General features: G+C 45.5%; 22 protein-coding genes and 1 tRNA gene. 16 read left to right on the top strand and 7 right to left on the bottom strand.

Annotated elements, in window-relative coordinates; genetic code table 11:
- The first annotated feature begins 3 nt into the window (after nt 1-3).
- On the top strand, nt 4-429 hold the full coding sequence (locus A2621_04025) for a hypothetical protein (GenBank protein OFW90014.1): 426 nt from the start codon (nt 4-6) through the stop codon (nt 427-429).
- Between the two features lie 31 nt (nt 430-460).
- Here the strand turns inward: A2621_04025 and A2621_04020 are convergent, their stop codons facing one another.
- Complete coding sequence (locus A2621_04020) at nt 461-1,657, bottom strand: hypothetical protein (protein ID OFW90013.1); 1,197 nt, start codon at nt 1,655-1,657, stop codon at nt 461-463.
- A gap of 165 nt (nt 1,658-1,822) precedes the next feature.
- On the opposite strand from A2621_04020, the gene A2621_04015 reads away from it, so the two are divergent.
- From A2621_04015 to A2621_03965, 11 genes are all read left to right on the top strand, one after another.
- Nucleotides 1,823-2,803, top strand: coding sequence for a tRNA dihydrouridine synthase DusB (locus A2621_04015; protein ID OFW90146.1), 981 nt, complete (start codon nt 1,823-1,825; stop codon nt 2,801-2,803).
- The gene (locus tag A2621_04010) at nt 2,778-3,074 is read left to right on the top strand and encodes a hypothetical protein (protein ID OFW90012.1); all 297 of its coding nucleotides are present in this window, start codon (nt 2,778-2,780) and stop codon (nt 3,072-3,074) included. Before A2621_04015 ends, A2621_04010 begins: the two co-directional genes overlap by 26 nt.
- Nucleotides 3,067-5,277 (top strand): hypothetical protein, encoded by a 2,211-nt coding sequence (locus tag A2621_04005; protein OFW90011.1) that lies wholly within the window; start codon nt 3,067-3,069, stop codon nt 5,275-5,277. The genes A2621_04010 and A2621_04005 overlap by 8 nt, the downstream gene beginning before the upstream one ends.
- A gap of 25 nt (nt 5,278-5,302) precedes the next feature.
- Nucleotides 5,303-6,673: a hypothetical protein gene (locus tag A2621_04000; protein OFW90010.1), complete on the top strand. Its 1,371-nt coding sequence runs from the start codon at nt 5,303-5,305 to the stop codon at nt 6,671-6,673.
- Nucleotides 6,670-8,037 carry a hypothetical protein gene (locus tag A2621_03995; protein OFW90009.1) on the top strand — a complete coding sequence of 456 codons (1,368 nt, stop codon included), beginning with the start codon at nt 6,670-6,672 and terminating at the stop codon, nt 8,035-8,037. The genes A2621_04000 and A2621_03995 overlap by 4 nt, the downstream gene beginning before the upstream one ends.
- Nucleotides 8,030-8,878 carry a hypothetical protein gene (locus A2621_03990; GenBank protein OFW90008.1) on the top strand — a complete coding sequence of 283 codons (849 nt, stop codon included), beginning with the start codon at nt 8,030-8,032 and terminating at the stop codon, nt 8,876-8,878. The genes A2621_03995 and A2621_03990 overlap by 8 nt, the downstream gene beginning before the upstream one ends.
- The gene (locus A2621_03985) at nt 8,871-9,563 is read left to right on the top strand and encodes a hypothetical protein (protein OFW90007.1); all 693 of its coding nucleotides are present in this window, start codon (nt 8,871-8,873) and stop codon (nt 9,561-9,563) included. The genes A2621_03990 and A2621_03985 overlap by 8 nt, the downstream gene beginning before the upstream one ends.
- Before the next feature lie 19 nt (nt 9,564-9,582).
- Entirely contained in the window at nt 9,583-9,834 is a 252-nt protein-coding gene (locus A2621_03980) for an RNA chaperone Hfq (protein OFW90145.1), read from the top strand.
- Between the two features lie 148 nt (nt 9,835-9,982).
- Nucleotides 9,983-10,067: transfer RNA gene (locus A2621_03975), tRNA-Leu, on the top strand.
- Nucleotides 10,068-10,114: 47 nt separating this feature from the next.
- Nucleotides 10,115-11,446 (top strand): trigger factor, encoded by a 1,332-nt coding sequence (locus A2621_03970; protein ID OFW90006.1) that lies wholly within the window; start codon nt 10,115-10,117, stop codon nt 11,444-11,446.
- A 27-nt stretch (nt 11,447-11,473) separates the two neighbouring features.
- Nucleotides 11,474-12,100 carry an ATP-dependent Clp endopeptidase, proteolytic subunit ClpP gene (locus A2621_03965; GenBank protein ID OFW90005.1) on the top strand — a complete coding sequence of 209 codons (627 nt, stop codon included), beginning with the start codon at nt 11,474-11,476 and terminating at the stop codon, nt 12,098-12,100.
- Between the two features lie 56 nt (nt 12,101-12,156).
- Here the strand turns inward: A2621_03965 and A2621_03960 are convergent, their stop codons facing one another.
- Nucleotides 12,157-12,735 carry a hypothetical protein gene (locus A2621_03960; GenBank protein ID OFW90004.1) on the bottom strand — a complete coding sequence of 193 codons (579 nt, stop codon included), beginning with the start codon at nt 12,733-12,735 and terminating at the stop codon, nt 12,157-12,159.
- An 80-nt stretch (nt 12,736-12,815) separates the two neighbouring features.
- Between A2621_03960 and A2621_03955 the strand changes: the two genes are divergently transcribed.
- The 3 genes from A2621_03955 to A2621_03945 are packed head-to-tail and all read left to right on the top strand — an operon-like array spanning nt 12,816 to nt 15,120.
- Nucleotides 12,816-13,256, top strand: a complete 441-nt coding sequence (locus tag A2621_03955) for a hypothetical protein (GenBank protein ID OFW90003.1) — start codon at nt 12,816-12,818, stop codon at nt 13,254-13,256.
- Nucleotides 13,253-13,921: a hypothetical protein gene (locus A2621_03950; GenBank protein ID OFW90002.1), complete on the top strand. Its 669-nt coding sequence runs from the start codon at nt 13,253-13,255 to the stop codon at nt 13,919-13,921. Before A2621_03955 ends, A2621_03950 begins: the two co-directional genes overlap by 4 nt.
- 20 nt (nt 13,922-13,941) lie before the next feature.
- Nucleotides 13,942-15,120, top strand: a complete 1,179-nt coding sequence (locus A2621_03945) for a hypothetical protein (GenBank protein ID OFW90144.1) — start codon at nt 13,942-13,944, stop codon at nt 15,118-15,120.
- A gap of 34 nt (nt 15,121-15,154) precedes the next feature.
- On the opposite strand, the gene A2621_03940 is transcribed toward A2621_03945, so the two are convergent.
- The 3 genes from A2621_03940 to A2621_03930 form a co-directional block, all read right to left on the bottom strand.
- Complete coding sequence (locus tag A2621_03940) at nt 15,155-15,541, bottom strand: hypothetical protein (GenBank protein OFW90143.1); 387 nt, start codon at nt 15,539-15,541, stop codon at nt 15,155-15,157.
- 230 nt (nt 15,542-15,771) lie between these two features.
- Nucleotides 15,772-16,326, bottom strand: coding sequence for an iron transporter (locus tag A2621_03935; protein ID OFW90001.1), 555 nt, complete (start codon nt 16,324-16,326; stop codon nt 15,772-15,774).
- Between the two features lie 61 nt (nt 16,327-16,387).
- Complete coding sequence (locus A2621_03930; GenBank protein ID OFW90000.1) at nt 16,388-16,705, bottom strand: thioredoxin; 318 nt, start codon at nt 16,703-16,705, stop codon at nt 16,388-16,390.
- A 230-nt stretch (nt 16,706-16,935) separates the two neighbouring features.
- Between A2621_03930 and A2621_03925 the strand changes: the two genes are divergently transcribed.
- Entirely contained in the window at nt 16,936-17,922 is a 987-nt protein-coding gene (locus tag A2621_03925) for a hypothetical protein (protein ID OFW89999.1), read from the top strand.
- A 15-nt stretch (nt 17,923-17,937) separates the two neighbouring features.
- On the opposite strand, the gene A2621_03920 is transcribed toward A2621_03925, so the two are convergent.
- Together A2621_03920 and A2621_03915 are read right to left on the bottom strand one after the other, a co-directional pair.
- Nucleotides 17,938-19,995: a glycine--tRNA ligase subunit beta gene (locus A2621_03920; protein ID OFW89998.1), complete on the bottom strand. Its 2,058-nt coding sequence runs from the start codon at nt 19,993-19,995 to the stop codon at nt 17,938-17,940.
- Nucleotides 19,992-20,879 (bottom strand): glycine--tRNA ligase subunit alpha, encoded by an 888-nt coding sequence (locus tag A2621_03915; protein ID OFW89997.1) that lies wholly within the window; start codon nt 20,877-20,879, stop codon nt 19,992-19,994. Before A2621_03915 ends, A2621_03920 begins: the two co-directional genes overlap by 4 nt.
- Nucleotides 20,880-20,978: the final 99 nt, after the last annotated feature.

Raw genomic sequence — 20,978 nt, 5'->3', positions numbered from 1 at the left:
ACTATGTGGACCAGGACATACACCAAAACATTCAAAGACATTAAGAAAGAGCAAATTTGGAAATTGTGGACAGAGGTGAATCAGTGGCATCTGTGGAATCCGGGCATTGAATTTGCGACTTTGGAAGGACCTTTTAAAGTAGGAAGTTTTTTTACGTTAAAGCCAAAGGGTGTGAGGTCCGTGCGGATTCAGCTGACGAAAGTGGTGAAAAACAAACTCTATGAGGATTGTACTAAATTTCCGGGGGCAACCATGTATGGTATGCACGAGATGATCGACACGAAGGAAGGGCTCAAATTAACCACCACTATGACCGTTTCAGGATTTCTTTCTTTTCTGTGGGTTCGTCTGGTAGCCCAGGGGGTGGTGAATAAGCTACCTGAACAAACAAATGCCTTGGTCAATCTTGCGAAGAAGAGAAAGAAATAGGGGATCTGGTTGCTGATGGTCTTGCCTCTTTTTATTTCTGCTGCATTAATTTTAACTCAAACTGGGGCATCATGGCGATGAGATGTTCGATTAGATCAGCCTGCACATGCTCATGTTGTTTTAACTTTGTTTCCTTTGTATAGGTATAGATTTCCAGAGGTATTCCCCCCACGTAGGAAGGCTGTATAACCCGGGCCATAAAGACAGCGGTTTTTTCTTTTGTTATGAATCTCGGATCCTTTTGCATAAAGGCTTCGGCATAATATCGAAACAGAAATAGGTTTGTAACCGGCTGTCCCAAAAGTGTTTTTTGGTTTTCTGAGATGTACTCGGAAAGGAGAGACAGTTTCCCGAGTTTGGAGAGCAGGGATTTATCAGCAAATTGGATGGTGTTCACATCTATTGTAAAAGACAGTTTAATCTGTCGCCCACCAAATTCAAACATACCGCGCCAATTTTTAACAGCGTTTGAGGTGAGATAGTAGGGAGGAACGGTGGAAATGGTCTTATCAAAATTTTGAATTTTGATGGTGTTTAAGGACATTTCAATAATATATCCCGAAATGTTTTTCTCGGGAATTTCAATCCAATCACCTTTCTGCATCATATTAGATGTGGCGAGTTGAACGCTAGAAACAAAAGACAAAATGGCATCTTTGAATATGAGGGTAATGACGGCCATGATAGCTCCTAGCCCTGTTAAGAACGTGAGCGGCGACTTTCCTAAAAGATAGGACACGATGAGGATCGTGTAGACAATGAACGTGAATCCTTTAGTGAATTGAACATAACTGCGAATGGGCCATCTTTGGCTTCCAGAATGCTGTTTATAGGCCAACTCTATCCCGCTAATCAGGGTATTGGTGAGGATGCCTAAAAGTAACAGAATATAGGTCATTAAAATCTTCTCTATGGCGTGCAAAATGTGGGAGAGGACCTTTTCTTCGAGAGGACCAACAATGAGGGGAAGAGAGAGAAACAACATGATGGGTACCAAGAGCATTAAAAAATGCTCCAGAATGGGAATCTCGGCCGTGACAGCCGCTATTTCAGGGTATCGGCGTTGGATAAAAGCATGGAAACGACGCGCCAAGGCATGATGAAGTGTTTTATGAAAAATAATCCCCAGAGCGATCAGCCCCAGAGCGATGGTGATGGTTGATAAGAGGGAGGTCAGAGGGTGGTTTAACTCAAAAGTTTTATAAAAATTAAACACATGTTCAATCATCTTTTTTCCCTTAGCTCTTTTGTTTAATTTATCCCCCTCCCCCTAGGGTTTGTCAACTGAACTTATGAGATAAGGGAAAAATCTGGCGTAAAAATATAGCTCAGCCTTGTCAGAGGGGGAGAAGTCATGTAAATTGCTTATTATTTGAGCAATTTTGAACGCGTGATGTTAAAAATTAATTCCATTGAGTTAGAATCAAACGTTTTATTGGGGCCCATGTCGGGGGTGAGCGATTTGCCTTTTCGGCGATTGGTTAAGCGGCATGGAGGGGTCGGATTAGTGGTGTCAGAAATGATCGCTAGTCGTGCCATGATTTTAGAAACCAAGCAATCTCTCTTGAAAGCTAAGCATGATTTAGAAGACTTTCCTCAGGTGGTTCAATTGGCGGGATGTGAACCAGAGGTGATGGCAGAAGCGGCCAAATTGAATGAGGACAGAGGGGCGTCGGTGATCGACATCAATATGGGATGTCCCATGAAAAAAGTAACCAATGGGTATGCGGGCTCCGCCTTGATGAAGGATGAATTATTAGCCTCTCAGATCATCGACGCCACGGTGAAAGCAGTCAAGGTACCGGTAACCCTGAAAATGAGAATGGGGTGGGACCATGCCCATTTAAATGCCCCCAAATTGGCGAAGATTGCGGAAGACTGTGGCATTCAAATGATCACGGTTCATGGCCGTACCCGATGCCAGCTTTATAATGGCATTGCGAATTGGCCGTTTATCAGACAAGTTAAAGAGGCTGTCTCCATTCCTGTGATCGGCAATGGGGATGTGAAAACTGTTGAAGATGCCCAACGTCTTTTGTCAGAGTCTGGAGCGGATGGGGTGATGATCGGTCGGGGGTCATATGGTCGGCCTTGGTTTTTGTCACAGGTTAATCATTTTTTAAAAACGGGGGAAAGATTGCCTGACCCCTCTTTGGCGGTGCAGGAAGAAACCATTTTGGGCCATTTGGAAGATATGATGGAGCATTATGGAGAGTACACGGGGGTGAGAATGTCTCGGAAACATCTCGGGTGGTATAGTCGCGGGTTGCATAACTCAGCTGATTTTCGCGTTCAGATTAATCAACAAGAAACAGCAGAGGCACTCAAAAATTTGGTGCGCAAATTTTATGGAACATTGGAAGGAGAAGCTTAAAAAAGTGAGAGAGAACAAACCCCCTTCTCCCGCCACTTTGAGCCAGCTTGTGGAGGCCTATTTGGAATCCAATAAAGAGCACCTCTTATGTTTAAACGGATTGTATGAATTGATTGTGCAAGGAACGGAACGGCCATTGATAGAATTGGTTTTGAAAAAGACACGGTATAACCAATCAAAGGCGGCGGTCATTTTAGGACTAAACCGCAACACCCTTAAGAAGAAAATGATTGCTTTGAATCTCTCTAAAGTTAGGAAAAAAAGTGATTGAGAGAGTAAAAAAAACCTTTAGCCTGATGCCCTTTTCTTCTCTCCGCACTTTGAAACTGTTGGATCAAATTCCGTTAACCCTTATTTTATCGGGTCTTTTCTTTGGATTGTTGACTATTGGTGTTTTGGCCGGGTTTTCTGTTTTCGATATGTCCAATCGACATCTTTTCATCCTCTTAGGGGTGGATGTGGTGGTGCTTCTTTTATTAGGGGCGGTGATTGCCAAACAAATTGTAAAAATTTGGGTGGATCGTCAACAGGGGCTGGCCGGCTCTAAAATACATGTTCGCATTACGGCCCTTTTTGCCATTGTTTCCATTATTCCGGCCATTTCTATGACCATCTTTGCCATTCTTTTTTTTCATTATGGCATTCAAGATTGGTTTAGCAGCCGTATTAAAGGAGCGCTCGCAGAGTCGGTGGCCGTTTCTTCCTCTTACATGGAGGAGCATCAAAACATTGTGGCGAAAGATGCCTCCCTTATGGCGTATGACCTGAACCAAGAGTTTCCTCAGTTGGTTAAAGATCGGCGTACGTTTGATCATTATCTGACGGTGATGGCCTCTTTACGTTCTTTAACCGAAGCCATTGTTTTTGATCAAGAGCAGACGCTGCTGGGTCGATCTCATTTAACCTTCGCTCTGCAGTTCGAACCTGTCCCCACCTGGGCTTTGGAACGGGCTCAAAAGGGGAAAGTCGCCCTCCTCAGCAGCAATACGCACGATCGTCTCAGGGCGTTGATTGCTCTTCCCGGGCGTCCGGGCGTGTTTCTCTTTGTGGGGAGATCTGTTGATCCTAAGGTTCTGCAACATTTAAAAAAATCTGAAGAAATTTTTACGGAATACGGGATTCTAGAAGGTCACCGCACAGGGTTTGAACTTTTGGTTATGGCGCTTTTTTCGGTGGTAGCCTTGTTGTTATTGCTAGCTTCCATCTGGGCTGGGATCTCCATTTCCAGCCGTCTCATCGCCCCCATTCGCCATCTCATTGATGCGGCGGAAAGAATGAGGTCGGGAAATTTAAACACACGCGTTCCTGAGCAGAAGAAAAACCAAGAAGATGAGATGAATGTATTAAGCCGCGCTTTTAACCGAATGGCTCAGAAGATACAGTACCAACAATCTGAACTTCTTAAAACGAACAAAGAGTTGGAGACCCGAAAACAATTCATTGAATCCACTTTAGCCGGTGTCTCTGTGGGGGTTATTGGGTTGGATGAATGCGGAAAGATTCTGTATCCGAATCAGCGGGCGTCTGACTTATTGAATGTGAATCTTTCCAAGAAAATTGGTCAAAAATTAGCGACCGTTTTCCCGCCGTTGGGGGAAGTATTGTCAGCCCCCCTACGATCACATGATACTTTTTTTGAACAACAAGTCATGTTTCAAATTCGGGGTCTGCAGCATGTTTTCCTTATCCGAGTATTGGGAGAAAGAGACGAAGAAGGAAAATCAACAGGGTATGTGGTGACGCTGGATGAAATTACACGATTACTGAATGCACAAAAACAGGCGGCGTGGTCAGATGTGGCGCGTCGGGTAGCCCATGAAATTAAAAACCCTTTGACACCCATCCATTTGGCGGCAGAACGGATGAAGAGGAAGTATGTAAAAGAAATTACAACCTCTCCTGAGACTTTTTTAGAATGTGTGGACACCATTACTCGACAGGTGGCGTATATTGGGAATATGGTGTCTGAATTTTCATCTTTTGCGCGGATGCCCATATCTGTAATGAAAGAAGAAAACTTAGTCCGTATTATTCATCAGGTGGTTTCTTTGCAAAAAAATGTGGCCCCCTCAAGCATTGAGTTTGAGGTAAAGGTGCCTTCAACGGAGGTGATCATTCTGTGTGATGAACAGCAAGTTTCCCAAGCGTTACTGAATGTTGTGAAAAATTCTATGGAATCTATTTTAGAGTCTGCTCTGTTGCCAAAGAAAAAAGGAAAAATTTCTCTTATTTTAAAGGTCTCAGAGAAAAAGGCGACGGTCTTGGTGGAAGACAACGGCCCAGGGTTTCCAGAAGACTTGCAGGACAATTTGATGGATCCTTATGTCACTACGCGTCCTGCCGGCACAGGATTGGGTTTGTCCATCGTGAAGCGAATTATGGAGGACCATCAAGGAACTCTAGAGCTCGCCAATAGAAAGAAAGGATTGGGAGCGACGATTTCTTTAATATTCCCAATCATGGAAAAGATATGATAAAGTCGTCACAGAGAGTCGTATCATGAAGCCAGTCGTTTTAATTGTTGATGATCAAGTGGATATTCGCCAACTTTTGTCCGGTGTTTTGCAGGACGAGGGATACGAAACTATTGCCGTGGAAACCGGTGAACAAGCTTTAGATAAAATCAAGACACATCGCCCAAGTGTGGTGCTCTTAGATGTCTGGCTTGCCAATCCTCGTTTTGATGGTGTTTATTTTTTGGATCTGATTAAGCAGATTGATTCCTCTGTGCCAGTCATCATGATCAGCGGTCATGGCACCGTAGAGACAGCGGTGAGCTCGCTGAAAAAAGGGGCGTATGATTTCATTGAAAAGCCGTTTAAGACGGACCGACTTTTGGCCACCATTTCGCGGGCTATCGAATTTTCCGTCTTAAGAAAAGAACTTGATCATCTCAAGGAGATTGTGGACAAGCCTCAGGATCTGGTCGGTGTTTCTTCTCAAGTTAACTTATTGCGGCAGTCTATTGAGCGAACGGCTAAAACAAATGGGCGTGTTCTCATTCAAGGATCTGCGGGGGTAGGGAAACAATCCATTGCCCATCTTATTCATGAGAAATCAGTCCGCGCCAACAAGCCCTTTATTGTGGTGAGCTGTGCCCAATTATCAGCGGTCGATTTTGAAGCAAAGTTCTTAGGGACAGAACGATCATCCGGTGTTTTAGAGACCGCATCAGGCGGCACAATTTATTTAAGTGATATCCAAGATATGCCTATGGAATCACAATTAAAATTTTTACAAATCCTCCGAGAAGGAAAGTTCACGCGAGGAGGAGGGGGCGTGGTTGTCACGCAGACTCGCTTTATTTGTGGAACCACAGAAGATTTAGGGCAATTTGTTAAAGAAAATAAGTTTCACCAAGATCTTTATTATCGTCTTAATGTTGTATTTATGAAGGTTCCCAACCTTTCCGAACGGTGTGAAGACATTCCTTTCCTCTGTGATCACTTGATTCAAAGAATGGCGCAGGGCAAGCAGGAGGCAGAAAAAATTTTGTCACAAGATGCTCGGATTGTGATGCAAGCGTGCGAGTGGCCTGGGAATATTCGCCAACTCCGGAACGTTGTTGAGTGGTTGTTTATTACGTACCCCTCTGACATTGATATCACAGCACAAATGTTGCCAACTGAATTAAAGCTCGATAATCAAAAAATGATTTCAGAAGTCTTTAATAAAGAATGGATTTTAAGTTTAGCATTAAAAGAAGCGCGGGAAAAATTTGAAAAAGTGTACCTGGCCCTTCATATACGCCGGTTTAATGGCAATATCGCTAAAACATCTCGATCGGTTGGGATGGATCGAACAGCGCTCCACCGCAAAATTAAGCAGCTTGGGTTGGAGACGCCTGAATATGTGGAAGAAGGACAATGAAGGTCGTCATTTGTGGGGCCAATCAGATTGGTTACAACATTGCCTCTTATTTAGCAGCAGAAGAAAACGATATCATTATTATTGATGAATCTCCTGATCTTATTGGATATGTGCGAGAGACATTGGATGTCCAGGCTGTGGTGGGACGAGGGTCCAACCCTGATTTACTAGAAGAATTGGCGGGGAACGATACGGATATTCTCATTGCGGTGATGGTGTCAGACGAGCATAACATCATTGCATGTCAAATCGCGCAGTCTCTTCTGAACATTCCCGTCAAGATTGCGCATATTCGCAATCAAAGTTATCTCAACTCGAGATGGTTGGATAAAACCATTCACAATTTTCCTATCGATTACATTATTTCGCCCGAGCGTCAGGTGGCCCAAGTTATTTTATCGAATCTGAAGATTCCTGGGGTTATGGAAGTTTTGCATTTGAAGAATTCAGAAGCGGTGGTTTTGTTTCTGCATTTTGATGAACATTCTCCCATGAACAATATTCCACTCAGACAAATTGGGGAACAGTTCTCGGGGCTTCCTTTCCGCATTTTGGGTATTTTTAGAAGTGATCAATTTATCATTCCCCAGGCCCACGATTATTTGCAATCGGGAGATGATGTCTATGTGTTGGTGGAAAGAGACAAACTACCCCGTTTCTTGGCTGTGTTTGGGATTAAGTCTGAACCACTCGGAAAAATTATCATCGCAGGGGGGGGGAATGTAGGGTTGTATTTGGCCCAAGGTATTCTCAGAGAAATGCCAGAAGTATCGTTAAAGGTTATTGAGAATAATAGAGAGCGCGCCCGATTTTTGGCAGAAGCCCTGGAAAATGTTGTGGTGTTGCATGGGAACGTGATTGATTTAAATGTGATGAAAGAGGCAAAGGTCTCCCAAACAGATATGCTTGTGTCGGTTACAAATGATGATGCTGCGAATATTTTGTCCTCACTCCTCGGAAAAAGTTTGGGTGTTCCTCGGGTAACAACATTGGTGAGCAACATGATGTACCCCAAATTTTTACCCTCCCTCGGGGTAGATAGCATCCTGAACCCGGGCTTTATCACCATCTCTACCATTTTGAACCACATTCGTCGCGGATCTATTCGAACTGCTCATGTCTTGCAAGGTCAGGTAGGGGAAATTTTTGAAGCCAATGTGCCCTCTGATTCCAAACTGATTGGGGAAAAATTCGCCCTGCTGAACATCCATGAAAAATCTATTGTGGGGGGGATTGTGCGCGATGGCGTGTTTTATATTCCTAGTTCGGAAGAATTTATCGAGGAGGACGATCACTTGATTCTCTTAGTGAACAACACTTATATCGGCCGTGTTGAGAAAATGCTGCGGTCTCGGAATGAGTAGAGTAGCCTTTGTAGACGGAGCCTATGTAGATATGGCGTCTGCCCGTATCTCTATTGAAGACCGAGGCTTTCAATTTGGGGATTCCATTTACGAGGTTATCCATTTCGTTGGCGATTTTTATGTGGATGCTGAGGGGCATCTGGATCGGTTAGAACGATCCCTTTTAGAACTTAAAATCCCCGTTCCCCTTCCGCGTGCTACGTTGATGATGCATGTGCGTCATTTGCGGAGAAAAAACCGCATCCAAGAAGGATTTGTTTATATCCAAATTTCGCGGGGTCAGGCTCCTCGAAACCATTTGTTTCCGGTGGGGGCAAGTCCGACGCTGGTGGTGGTCATCAAAAGACAGCTCTTCACATCTTTTGAGCCCAAAAAAATCATTACACTTCCGGACACGCGATGGAAAAGATGTGACATTAAAACCACCAACTTGTTGCCGAATGTTTTAGCCAAACAAAAAGCCTTTGAAGAGAACGCTTTTGAGGGATGGTTGGTGGGGGAAGGGGACGTTATTTCTGAGGGTAGTCTCTCCAATGCATGGATTGTAAAAGAGGGACGTCTCTATACAGCACCCACCACATGTAATATCTTAGGAGGCATCACCCGAAAGCGACTTATAATGCTGGCGGCCCAAGAGAAAATCCCCGTGGTGGAAAAATCGTTTACGGTGAAGGACGCCTATCAAGCGGAGGAGGCATTTAACAGCAGCTCGAATGCGCCGTTGACTCCTGTTGTTCAGATCAATGATCGGAAAATTGGAACGGGGGTTCCTGGCCCTATCAGTCGAAGATTACATCAAGCGTATCTCAGATTTGTGGAAGACGGTCTTCGCCATGGCTGAGATCTTAGACAAAAAGGTTTGTTTAAACCCTGTCGCTATTCTCTTTGATTGGGATGGTGTGTTGGTAGACACCAAAGAATTGATCGCAGAAGCCTATTTGAAAACATTTGAGGCGGTGGGGATGGACCCTTTACCCATTGATACCTTGCATCAGTTGCCAGGCACCTCTCTGAGGGATTATTTTCCCCATATTTTTGGGGCGCGGGCGAAAGAGGCAGAGACTACCTTTTATCGCCATATCCATGAGAATCATTTGTCTTGTTTGAAACAAACAGAAGGGGCAGGGGAGGTGCTGGCATTTTTGCACACTTTAGGAATGCCCATGGCCGTGATCAGTAATAAAAGAGGTGACATTTTGCGAAAAGAGATCAAACATTTAGGGTTTGAATCTTTCTTTTTTGAAGTCGTGGGATCGAAAGATTGTCCAGAGGATAAACCGTCTGCTGTTCCGGTTCGATACATTCTATCGAAGAAAAAAATCCCTCTTCCCAATGACCGTGTATGGCTTGTTGGGGATTGGTTGGCTGATCTGGAATGCGCCCATCGGGCGGGAGTTGTCCCCGTCTTATTGAATAATCCAAAGCTAAAAAGAGACAAAAAGAACCTTTTTCCGCCAAAAATCTACTTAAATTCGTGTTTAGATTTGAAAAATTTTCTTATTCAGTATATGAAAGAGAACAATTAAACAAAATTAAGTGGAAAAAATGACTACAGAAAAGAAACAAAGCACACAAGATGTTTTCCTAAACCACATGAGGAAAAACAAGATTCCTTTAACCATGTTTTTGGTAAATGGAATTAAGCTTCAGGGAATTGTTACTGGATTTGATAATTTTGCTGTGATGCTGCGTCGGGAATCTCACCTACAGCTTGTCTACAAGCATGCGATCTCTACGGTGATGCCAAATGAATCTGTAAAGTTCTATGATCCAGAGGCGGAAGACTCTGACCAATAGTCAGGGTTATCGGCCACGTGGCTTAGACCTATTTAATACATCCCTGTTTTAAAAAACTGTCGGATGATATTTTTTTACAGGTAAAACTTGACGAGATAACAGAAAATCGCTTTAACAAGATATGGCGTGAAAAATGCCAGCATAGTTCGCGGGTGTGGTGAAATTGGTAGACACACTAGATTTAGGTTCTAGCGGCGAAAGCTGTGGGGGTTCAAGTCCCTCCACCCGCACCATTCAAAAACAATAACACGTAAATATAATGAAGGACTCAGAGTTTTAAATGACGATTCAAATTAAAGAAAATCCCTCAAAGACCCTTGTCAAAGAATTTGTTGTAACGATCCCTCATCGGGACATTGCGTCGAAAGTTCAAGCCGAATTGATGCGTCGCGCCCAAACAGCGCGCATTGCTGGATTCCGCCCAGGTAAGGTGCCTGTTGAGGTGATTGAGCAGCGCCAAGGCAACGAAATTGTCTCGGCGGTTCTGGAGACGTTGATGAGTGAATCTAACCAAAAACTGATTACAGATAATAAATTGACACCTGCTTTGCGTCCGTGTTCTCACCCTGAGGCGGCGTACAAAAAAGGGGAAGATTTCTCTTATATCGTTCATGTGGAAATATTGCCCAAGATTGAAGAAGTGGACTTCAAGTCTCTGGAGATTATCCAGTATAAGATTAAAAAAGATCCTAAGAAATTAGAGCACCTAAACCAGTTACGCGCGAAGGCAGCGGGGCTGAATGAGCCCATCAAAACCAAGCGCAAGACACAACTTGGAGATATTGTAAGCATTGACTTTGATGGAAAAATCGATGGTAAACCTTTAAAGGGTGGCAAAGCTGAAAATTATGAACTGGAATTAGGGGCACAACAGTTTATTCCTGGGTTTGAAGAAGGCCTCCTTGGTTATGATACGGGAAAAAAATTGACTCTTAATTTAGCCTTTCCAAAAGACTATCATGAAAAGACCATTGCAGGGAAAAAGGTTGTCTTTGACGTGACGATTCATGAAATCATGGAACGTATCCCGGCGGCCATTGATGATGAATTGGCGAAGAAACATGGGTTTGAAAATTTGAAAGCCATGGAAGTCGCCAATCAGAAAATTTTGGAAGACTCTCACGTTCGTATGGAGCATGGGCAATCGAAGCAAGAAGTGCTGAACAAGTTGGCCTCCATTTATTCTTTTGATGTGCCTCCTGGTATGGTGGATATGGAGCTGGACAGTATTTTTCAGCAAGTCGCCCGAGAAGAAGGCCTTCATGAACCCACAGAAGCAGACTTTAAAAGATGGCGCGAGGAATATAAAAAAATCGCAGAACGCCGTGTCCGTCTAGGGCTGGTTTTGGCAGATGTGGGGAAACGTCACAATATTCAAGTGGCCCAGAAAGAGCTGACAGATCTGATGCTTCAAGAAGCCCAACGGTATCCTGGTCAAGAAAACAAAGTGGTTGATTATTATCGCCAAAATCCGGGAGCGGTGAATCATCTCCGTGCCCAGATTTTGGAAGAGAAAACCATCGACTTTATTCTAAAAACTGTTAAAATTAAGAAAAAAGAAGTATCAGAAGAAGAGTTCCAGAAAGTTAGCGAAGCGGCTGAGGTCCTCTAACTTATATTTAAAGCAGAGGTAGTAGCGATGTCGGATCCACTAAATACTTATATGAATACACTTGTTCCTATGGTGATTGAACAAACACCACGCGGAGAGAGATCTTTTGATATTTATTCCCGCCTTCTGAAGGAGCGTATCATCTTTTTGGTGGGAGAGGTGAACGATCATACGGCCAGTCTTATCTGTGCCCAGCTTCTGTTTCTAGAATCAGAAAACCCTAAAAAAGATATTTCTTTTTATATCAACTCCCCCGGGGGGGCGGTGACAGCGGGTCTTTCCATTTTTGATACCATGAATTATATCAAGCCAGATGTCTCCACCGTTTGTTTGGGTCAGGCAGCCTCCATGGGGTCACTGCTTTTAACGGCGGGAACCAAAGGAAAAAGATATTGTCTCCCCAATGCGCGCGTCATGATTCATCAACCTCATGGGGGGGCCCGTGGACAAGCAACGGACATAGAAATTCAAGCGCGAGAAATTTTGTCTCTGCGCAAGAGACTCTATGATATTTATGTGGAGCGCACAGGCCAATCCTTTGAAGTGATTGCGGATGCGTTGGAACGTGATCGGTTTCTTTCAGCGGAAGAATCAAAGAAGTTTGGGTTGATTGATGAAATTGTCAAAACGGCACCAAAGACAAAGGAAGATTAGGCTTTGGAATTAACGATCTTTGAGGAAGTTTGTATCTCTTTTCATTAGAAAAACCCCTAAACCAGATACTTCAAAATGAAAAATCCACCGATGAGGATCCCAAAGAATAGAGAGCTGATCAGCATCATGTTTTCTTGAATGATGGTGTTCATTCTTTCTCCCCACTTCCACACAACAGCCGCTTCTAAATAGAAACGAATACTCCGTGAGAGCGTTGAGGCGAGCATAAAGAGGCCAAAATTAAACTTAAGTGCGCCAGCCGTGATGGTCACAAGCTTAAAGGGAATGGGAGTAAACGCTTTAATCACAATGGCCCAGAACCCCCATTCGTTGAAAAAGGTTTGAAAGACAGTAATTTTTTCCATAAGACCGTAGGTCTTGAGAAGAGGGACACCAATCCGTTCGAACAGATAAAATCCAATGGCGTACCCCAAAGCTCCCCCCACAACAGACGATAGAGTGGTGAGGAAAGCAAGAGACCACGCGCGCTCTTTGTGAGCCACAATCATGGGGATCATCATGGGGTCTGGTGGGATGAAAGAGACGGAGCTTTCAGTGAAAGAGACGAGAGCGAGATACCAAGGCGCATGACGATGTTTGGATTTCTCCAGAAGCCAGAGATATAATTTTTTCATGTCTTTAAAGATAGAAGACAACCCTGAGGTTGTCAAAGTCTTAGTGACAGCGTCGCTTGAGTATTATAGAATCTTTCCAAATGTCTGTATTGTTTCGCTCCATCTTATTTCATTTTCGTTTCTTCTTCTGGGTGCCCTTTCTCTCTTTTAAGAATCTTTTTAAGAGCGCCTTTCGGTCGAGTGTACCCGAAAAAAATACAAATAAAGACCTGGCGCTATTCGAGTCTAAGAAAGGTGAGATAAAATGTGTGGGATGCAAACTGTGCGAAGTGGCGTGCCCCGCCCAAGCGATCATTATTGATACGTTTATGGATGGTAAGGGAATGCCCTATCCTGGGCGGTTTGATGTGGACATGACCAAGTGTATCACCTGTGGATTGTGTGAACAGGCGTGCCCTGTGGATGCCATTGGGCTGGTGCCTCGCACCCTGCTGAGTGTTGATCAGAAAGAAAAACTTTATCACACCAAAGAGAGCCTTCTTGAAAATGGTAGGGTTTTGAAAGAGAAGCTGCCATCATGACTTTTTTTGACATGGGTTTTTATGGGCTGGCTTTGGGGATGGGGGGGGCAAGCTTTTTATTTCTCTCCTTAAAAAATCCTATCCGGATTTTGTTGAGTTTTTCCCTGCTCATGCTGCAAATCGCGGCGATGATGATGTTGTTGGATGCTGTGTTTTTGGCCCTTCTTTTTTTGGTCTTTTATACGGCGCTTATGGTGTTGCTCTTAGTGTTTTATATGATTACTCAGAACCATAGCCGCGAAGATATGCCGCCGCTTTCTTTTGGGTACAAAAGCCTTACGTTTGTGGTGACAGCTTTATTAGGAGGACAGGTGTTCTTTGCGCTGGTCTACAAGGTGCGACACCTCTTTGTAGAGTCTCCTCAGGCTTTGGGAGATCTGCCATCCTCTCCCCGTGTTTTGGGAGAGCTTATTTATCACGATTATCCACTTCTGATCATCTATTTGGGCATTCTGTTCTTTTCCGCTTTTCTGGGGATTATCTTGATGATTGGACCCAAGAAGTTGAAGCTTGCCAAGCAAACATCTCTGGAGAAAGTACAACGAGATACGGGGCCCCTTGAGCTCAGAGACATTCGCCGTATTCCTGTGACGGATCAAATAGAGGGAGGTGCTTTGCCTCTCATGGAAGGGGATGCTCCCCTAGAAGAGGTACCAAAAAAATGAATCCCTCTTTTACCAAATTTATGGTGCTCGTCACCGTCATTCTGATGGATGTCTTGGGAGGGGCAGAGCTCGATCTTTTTGTGCCCAGCTTCCCTGAGCTACAAACCCAGTTTGGATTGTCGCCTTTTTGGGTTGAAGCATTGCTCTCGGTGAATTTCATTGGGTTCTTTCTCAGCCTCTTTTTTGTAGGGAGTTTGGCGGATCGGCATGGGCGCAAACCCATCATCCTCTGGGGAATTTTGATTTTCATCATCGGGAGTAGCCTTTGCTTATGGGCCACCTCCTATCCCTTTCTGCTGGGGGGCCGATTTCTGCAGGGAATTGGGATTGCAGGGCCGGCCACGTTGTGTTTTTTAATTATTGCAGACGCTTATCCCTTGAAAGAGCAGCAATTCTTGATGGCCATGCTGAACGGGGTGATGAATGCGGCGGTGGGGGCCGCCCCTGTGGTGGGAAGCTATATCGCCCTCTATTTCCATTGGCAAGGGAGCTTTGTGGTGCTTCTGTGTTCCGGTGTGGTGGTGGGGCTGATGACGATCTTCTTTATTCCCAAGGATAAATTGCCCGAGAAGAAAGAAACCCTCTCATTGGGAGGGTATATGCCCCTCTTTCGATCTCGCCCCTTGATGTTGGTGATTGTGCATATCGTCTTTCTTTTTGTACCCTATTGGATCTTTGCGGGAATGTCGCCGTTGCTGTATATGCAAAGCTTAGGCGTCACCCTTTCCCAGTTTGGGTATTATCAAGGAGCGCTCGCCACGGCCTTTGCCCTCGGCAGTGTGGTCTTTGGCTTTATTATTAATCGGTACGAGCAGAAAAAATTGCTGTCTCTTTCTGCTAAACTTTCTCTCTTTGGGTTCCTCTGTATTGCGTTGGTGACCTTCATGGGTACGACGAGTCCCTTGTTGATTACGCTGGCCTTTCTTGCTTTTATTACGGTCCAGATTATTCCGGGGAGTATCCTTTACCCCCTTTGTATAAGCTTTATGCCAAAGGCCAAGGGGAAGGTGTCGGCAGTGGTTCAAGGTCTGCGGCTGTTGTTGTCGGCTGTTGTCCTGCAGGTGGCGGGGTATTTTTACACAGGGACCTTCCGCAGTATTGGGGTCATTATCCTCTGCTTTATTCTGGTGACGATGGTGACTTCTTTCTTTGTGATCAGAAACCGAGAATTAATGGATTTTTCCGAAGCATCAAATTAAAAGGTTTTAGACCAAGCTTGTGGACAAAGAGATCTTAGGCTTTGTAAAAGAGGTGTTGTTCGATTTCTGCCACTGGAATCATATTTTTCTGCTGCGCCCAGGAAGGGTTTACCCATTTCGCATGATAATGATTCGCGCCATGGGTAATGTCTTCTTCTGACAAGAGGGCTGCGAGCGTGGCTTGATAGGCTTGGCGGAACTCAGGATTGTTGAATGTCACAGATTGAACGGCTCCATAGTTAGGGTCTCCCTCATTCCAGCACGAAAACTGATTTTTCTGGTGAATGACGGCTCGAACAGAGTTGGGCCAATTCTTGTTGTCTTTGACGCGGTTTAAAATAACGTGAGCGATGGCTTGAAGAGAGTCAAAGGATTTTTCTCCGCGTGCTTCCCCAAAGACAGTGCGGGCAATGAGATCCACCTCTTTTTTCTGCGCAGGATTTAACCGTTGGAGATATTCCTTGAGATCAGCTGTGCCGGGAAAGGGATTTTTGGCTAACTCAGAGGAAGGAGTGGCCGCGTAGGGCAGCGATCCTTTTAGGAGTTTAGTACTACTAAAGCCAAGGATTACCAGGAGGCCAAAGACCCATCCATAGCGCGTTCTGCGCGGGGAGGCGGAAGATTGAAATAGGGATAAATAATTTTTATGCATCAGACAGCCCTCACTTCGGTGACTTCGGGAACGTAATATCTCAGCATATTTTCAATGCCAGATTTAAGGGTCATGGTGGAACTAGGGCAGCTGGAGCATGCCCCTTGGAGCTTCAGATACACAACGCCATCTTCAAACCGATCAAAAATAATATCTCCCCCATCTTGGGCCACAGTCGGTCGGACGCGGGCGTCGAGAATCTCTTTGATTTCTTTCACCACATCGCTGTCCTCTGTGGTGCTCGGATTGGAAGGGGGGGCGGCGTCAACAACCTCTTGGAGAATAGGCTTGTGGGCCAGGAGATGTTCCATCATGCTGCCCAGAAGAGAAGGTTTGAGCATGGACCACTCTATCTCATCCGATTTGGTCACAGTGATAAAGTTTGTACCAATGAAAACGCCTTCTACGCCTTCTACCTGAAAGAGACGCAAGGCCAAAGGGGAGATTCTGGCCGTCTCTTTATTGGGGAAATCCATAGGTTCATCGAGGAGATGAGGCCCGGGAATAAATTTGAGGGCCGATGGATTAGGCGTTTGTTCCGTTTGAATGAACATTCGAATCCTTACTGCTTAAAACGGCTTCACTATAAGCATATCCGTTTGAAAAGTCAAAATTCTAGAGAATGGACTCAACCCATTCTTTTAATTTGTTTTTTGGCAATACGCCAATCTTGGTGTCAATGGCTTGTCCGTGATGGAACAAAATCATGGTGGGAATGGTGCGCACATTGTAGGTAGCGGCGGCGTTGGGGTTCTCGTCGATGTCTATTTTAACCACTTTGACCAGATCTCCCATCTCTTGAGCCAGGTCTTCTAGAATGGGACCCAACATGCGACACGGGCCACACCAGGGGGCCCAGAAATCCACCAGAACGGGAACTGTGGCGTTTAAAACCTCAAATTGAAATGTTGTATCTGTTACGCTCTGTGTCATTTTTCTTCCTTATTCATTAAAACTCGGGGTTCAGTATACCGGAATCAAAAAGGCGTGGGAATACCTTTTCTGAGGACGGAGATATAAAGTTTTAGGGCATCATAATTTCATTGATTTCCCTTTTGCTTTGCAGGACTATTAATAAGATTGGGGTTCAGATTTTTCCTGACCGTCGCTAACGTGGGAGAACAAACATGACATATTTATTCAAGAAAATCATACTATTATTTATGGCAATCCTTTTCTTCTGTGCGGGGAAAGGGTATACCGTTGCTGCGCTTGAAGAGGAGCCCATTGAGAGTCGTATTCAAAGAACTTCGAATTTACAGGCCCTTTATAGCCTTGGGGTAGAAGAAAAAACCAAACTTTATGCCACATGGAATAGTTTAAGAAATGGAGCAGATACCCAAGCTAAAGCTGCGTCCATATCTAGATTAGAACAATTAAAAAATCTCATTGCGCAACAAGGGGGTGAACTCACCGGATTGACGACTGAGGAGCGGGGGGCTTCTCAGTTACGGATTCGGCGAGGGTTTTTTACAGAAGCGCAGGCAATCTATGATGAGTTTATAAAAAAACTACTCCATTTACTCACAAACAATCAGGGAACTCTGAAAGAGGAGGAGGGAGCAATTTATGGTAAACTGATCGCCTGGGCCGGTCAGCGATCTATTTTTTATGGAGAGTGTTTTGATGTAATGAGGACATCTACTGATCATTTTATGAAAGGTGGGGCAGGGGCAGTTCTTTCGGAGTATACAAATGGATATACGGCAAGCATTGCTCCAACATTGGGACAATATTTTTATCCTCAGAATCCACACTTAACTCTTTTGATGATCGCAAAAGAAGACATGGAAACGGCTTCTCAACTAAATGATTTGCTCACTTCCTTTCATGAGCCTCTAGGAATCACAGAAAGGAGAGACTATATGTTTCCTTTCGGAGAAGCTCTGGCTGCAAAGAGATCTGCCCTTGAAGGGGAACTCTCTTTAGAGAGGGTTCAGAGGTATTTGGCTGATTCTGATTTTTGGGAAAGGAAGAAAATTCCGGCAGAGCTTAAGAGAAACACAGGCGGTGAAGCAACGAGAGGGGCGGCTGCTGTCGCAAGTTCTAGGCAAGAAGGGGGGAGTAGGGAAAATATCAGACCAGACGTGGGTGCAAAGAAACTGTACAGCCAAGCAGGGGTGATGGCTGATCGTTCTCGTCCTCACTAGAAGACCTGAGTTTGGCTATAGCTTTTCTAGGTCACAAATGCGGGAACAGGCCACCTCAATGCGTTTGAGAAGGCTGAGTCGATTATGGCGTAAGAGGGGATCTGGATCTTGCACCCTCACATTAGAGAAGAACACCTCAAGAGGTGCTTTAAGAGACGCCAAGGTTTGAATGGCCTTCGCGTAATGAGGCGTGGGGTCAGCGAGGCAGACATCCAATACCGTTTGGGTGGCGAGGATGGCGTCAAAGAGATTATGTTCCTCTTTGACGAACAGTTGCGAATTAATCTCTTCTGTTTTTAGGGCGCCTTCTTGCTTCAGGATGTTAGCCGCACGCTTGTACACCGTGATAAAGTCTGGCCCGTCAGGAGACTCGAGAAACGCTTTGAGGGCAGAGAGTTTCAGGTTTAGATCCGTGATGAAGAGGTTTCCCCCTTGCCTCAAGACGGCATTTAAAAGGGAGGCCGAATACAACTGCTTTAAATAAACAACCAAACGGTCTTGAATAAATGCTTTTATTTTAAGCGCTGCCTTTTCTTTCTTAGCCTGAGGGAAGGTATACGGAGTGAGTGCCACTTTGATGAGCTCGTCGATGGACATAGGGAGCTCATTTTCATGAATGAGGCGGATGATCCCGAGAGCTGTACGGCGAAGCGCGTAGGGATCTTTGGAGGCGGTGGGCTCAAGCCCCACAGCAAAAAACCCGACGAGGGTATCCAATTTATCCACTAAGGCCACATGCACGGAGAGATCTGCCTTGGGACAGATATCCTGCGGGCCGACAGGGGCATAATGTTCGCGAATGGCCAGCGCAATGTTAGGGTTGATACCCTGGGCTTTAGCATAGTGGCTGCCCATAATGCCTTGAAGCTCGGGAAATTCCCCCACCATGCTTGTGGAGAGGTCTGCTTTGAGGAGAGAGATGGATTGCTCAGCCTGCTTGGGATCCACGGTGGGGAAGCAGGCCAGAAGCAGCGCCGAGGTTTTTTGGAGGCGCTCGATTTTGTCAGCGAGGGTACCTAGCTTTTCTTGGAAAATACGGTGGGTGAGGGGCTTGTTCCAGTCACTCAAGGGGCGCCTCATATCTTGGGCCCAGAAGAAATGGGCGTCACTGAGTCGGGCGCGTAATACCCGTTCATTGCCGTCGATGATTTGTTGACCTTGATCTGCGGTTTCCATGTTGGAAACGATGAGAAAGGAGGAGGCAAGCTTGCCCTTTGAATCGCGGGTGGAGAAATACCTTTGATGGACGCGCATGGAGGTCATGAGGACTTCTTCAGGAAGGCTCGTGAATCTTTTGTCTATGGTGCCCCTCAGCACCACGGGCCATTCCACCAAATTGGCTGTCTCTTCCAAGAGACCAGAGTCTTCTTCCAGGGTTAACCCTTTGTGGGCCAGTAATTTGGTGATTTGTTCCCGAATGGAGGCCTGACGGTCTAAAGGGTCTATTTGAACATAATTTTCGGCGAGTTGAAGTTTGTAATCAGCATAATTTTTTACATCAAGTCGGTGGGGGGACAAGAATCGGTGGCCAAAGGTGGAGGCTCCTGAACGGATAGCTAACTGTTCCAACTTAACGGGAACAACCTGCCCTTCGAACAAGGCGAGGATGCCATGTAGGGGCCGGGCCCAGAGAAAATCATCGGACTTCCACCGCATGGATTTGGGCCATTCAAAATTTTCTAGCGTCTCTTTAATAAAGGTGGCTAAGATTTCAGCGGTGGGTTTCCCGCGTTCATGGAGGGTAGCTATGAGGAAGGGGCCTTTGTCTCCCATGTATTTTTCTTCACATTCGTGGCGTTGTTTCTGGATGGATTTCAGGAAGCCGTCGATGGCGGCGGCGGGTGCATTGACCTGTGGACCACGTCGCTCTTCCGAGCGATCTGCCTGAACGGAAGGCAGGCCGGTGATCACCATCCCCATGCGGCGCGGGGTGCCAAAGGCTTTGATGGTGTCAAAGGGGATGTTTTCTTTTTTGAGTTTGAGCTCAAAGGTGTGCGCCAATTGGGCCTGGGCCAAGGTTTGAAAGGCAGCGGGGATTTCTTCGGAAAAAAGTTCCACTAAAAATTCGCTCATGGCACCATCGGCAGTTCTTGGCTTTGGGCCCACGATTGACAACAGCCCTTGGCCATCTCCCGCACTCGGGCGATGTAGGAGGGACGCTCTGTGACACTAATCATTCCACGAGCATCTAGTAAGTTAAAGAGATGGCTCGCCTTCATGCAGTGATCGTAGGCCGGGAGGGGAAGGTTTTTGGCCAAAAGAGCGCGGGATTCTTTTTCAGCGTCATGAAACTGACGGAAGAGCATGTCGGTGTCTGCTTCTTCAAAGGCATAGCGGGAAAATTGGCGCTCATTTTCCAAAAAAACATCTTTGTAGGTAATCTCCTCTTTGCCGGTGCAGCCATTCCAGTTGAGATCAAAAATACTTTCCTTCTTTTGGATAACTAAGGCGAGGCGTTCAAGGCCATAGGTCAGCTCCATGGAGACAGGGGAACAGGGGATCCCGCCCATTTGTTGAAAATAGGTAAACTGGCTGACTTCTGCCCCATTGCACCAGACTTCCCACCCAAGTCCTGCCGCGCCCAGGGTGGGGCTTTCCCAATCATCTTCCACAAAGCGAATGTCATTGGTGATGGTATCCGTTCCAATGGCTTTGAGGCTTTCGAGATAAAGCTCTTGGGCATTTTCGGGGGCGGGCTTGATGATGACTTGGAATTGGTAGTAATGGCCCAATCGGTTGGGATTCTCGCCATATCGCCCGTCAGTGGGACGTCGACATGGCTGGACGTACGCGGCACGCCACGGATGAGGGTCGATGGAGTGCAAAGTGGTGCCGGGATGAAAGGTGCCAGCCCCCATTTCCATATCGTAAGGTTGAAGGATGGCACACCCTTGCTTGGCCCAAAAAGTTTGGAGAGCAAAAATAATGCTTTGAAAGCTACGCTGAGAATCTAACATGGACACCACAAAAACATCCGTTCAGTCTAATGGAATTTAGGAAGGAACTCAAGCGTGCGCCGAAGATTGCGCAGAATTTTTTGATATGAGATACTGAAC

Source organism: Alphaproteobacteria bacterium RIFCSPHIGHO2_01_FULL_41_14, from assembly GCA_001767855.1.
Classification (GTDB): Bacteria; Pseudomonadota; Alphaproteobacteria; order UBA7879; family UBA5542; genus 2-01-FULL-41-14.
The sequence above is the reverse complement of the archived record's forward strand: the minus strand, read 5'-3'. Positions and strand labels throughout refer to the sequence as shown.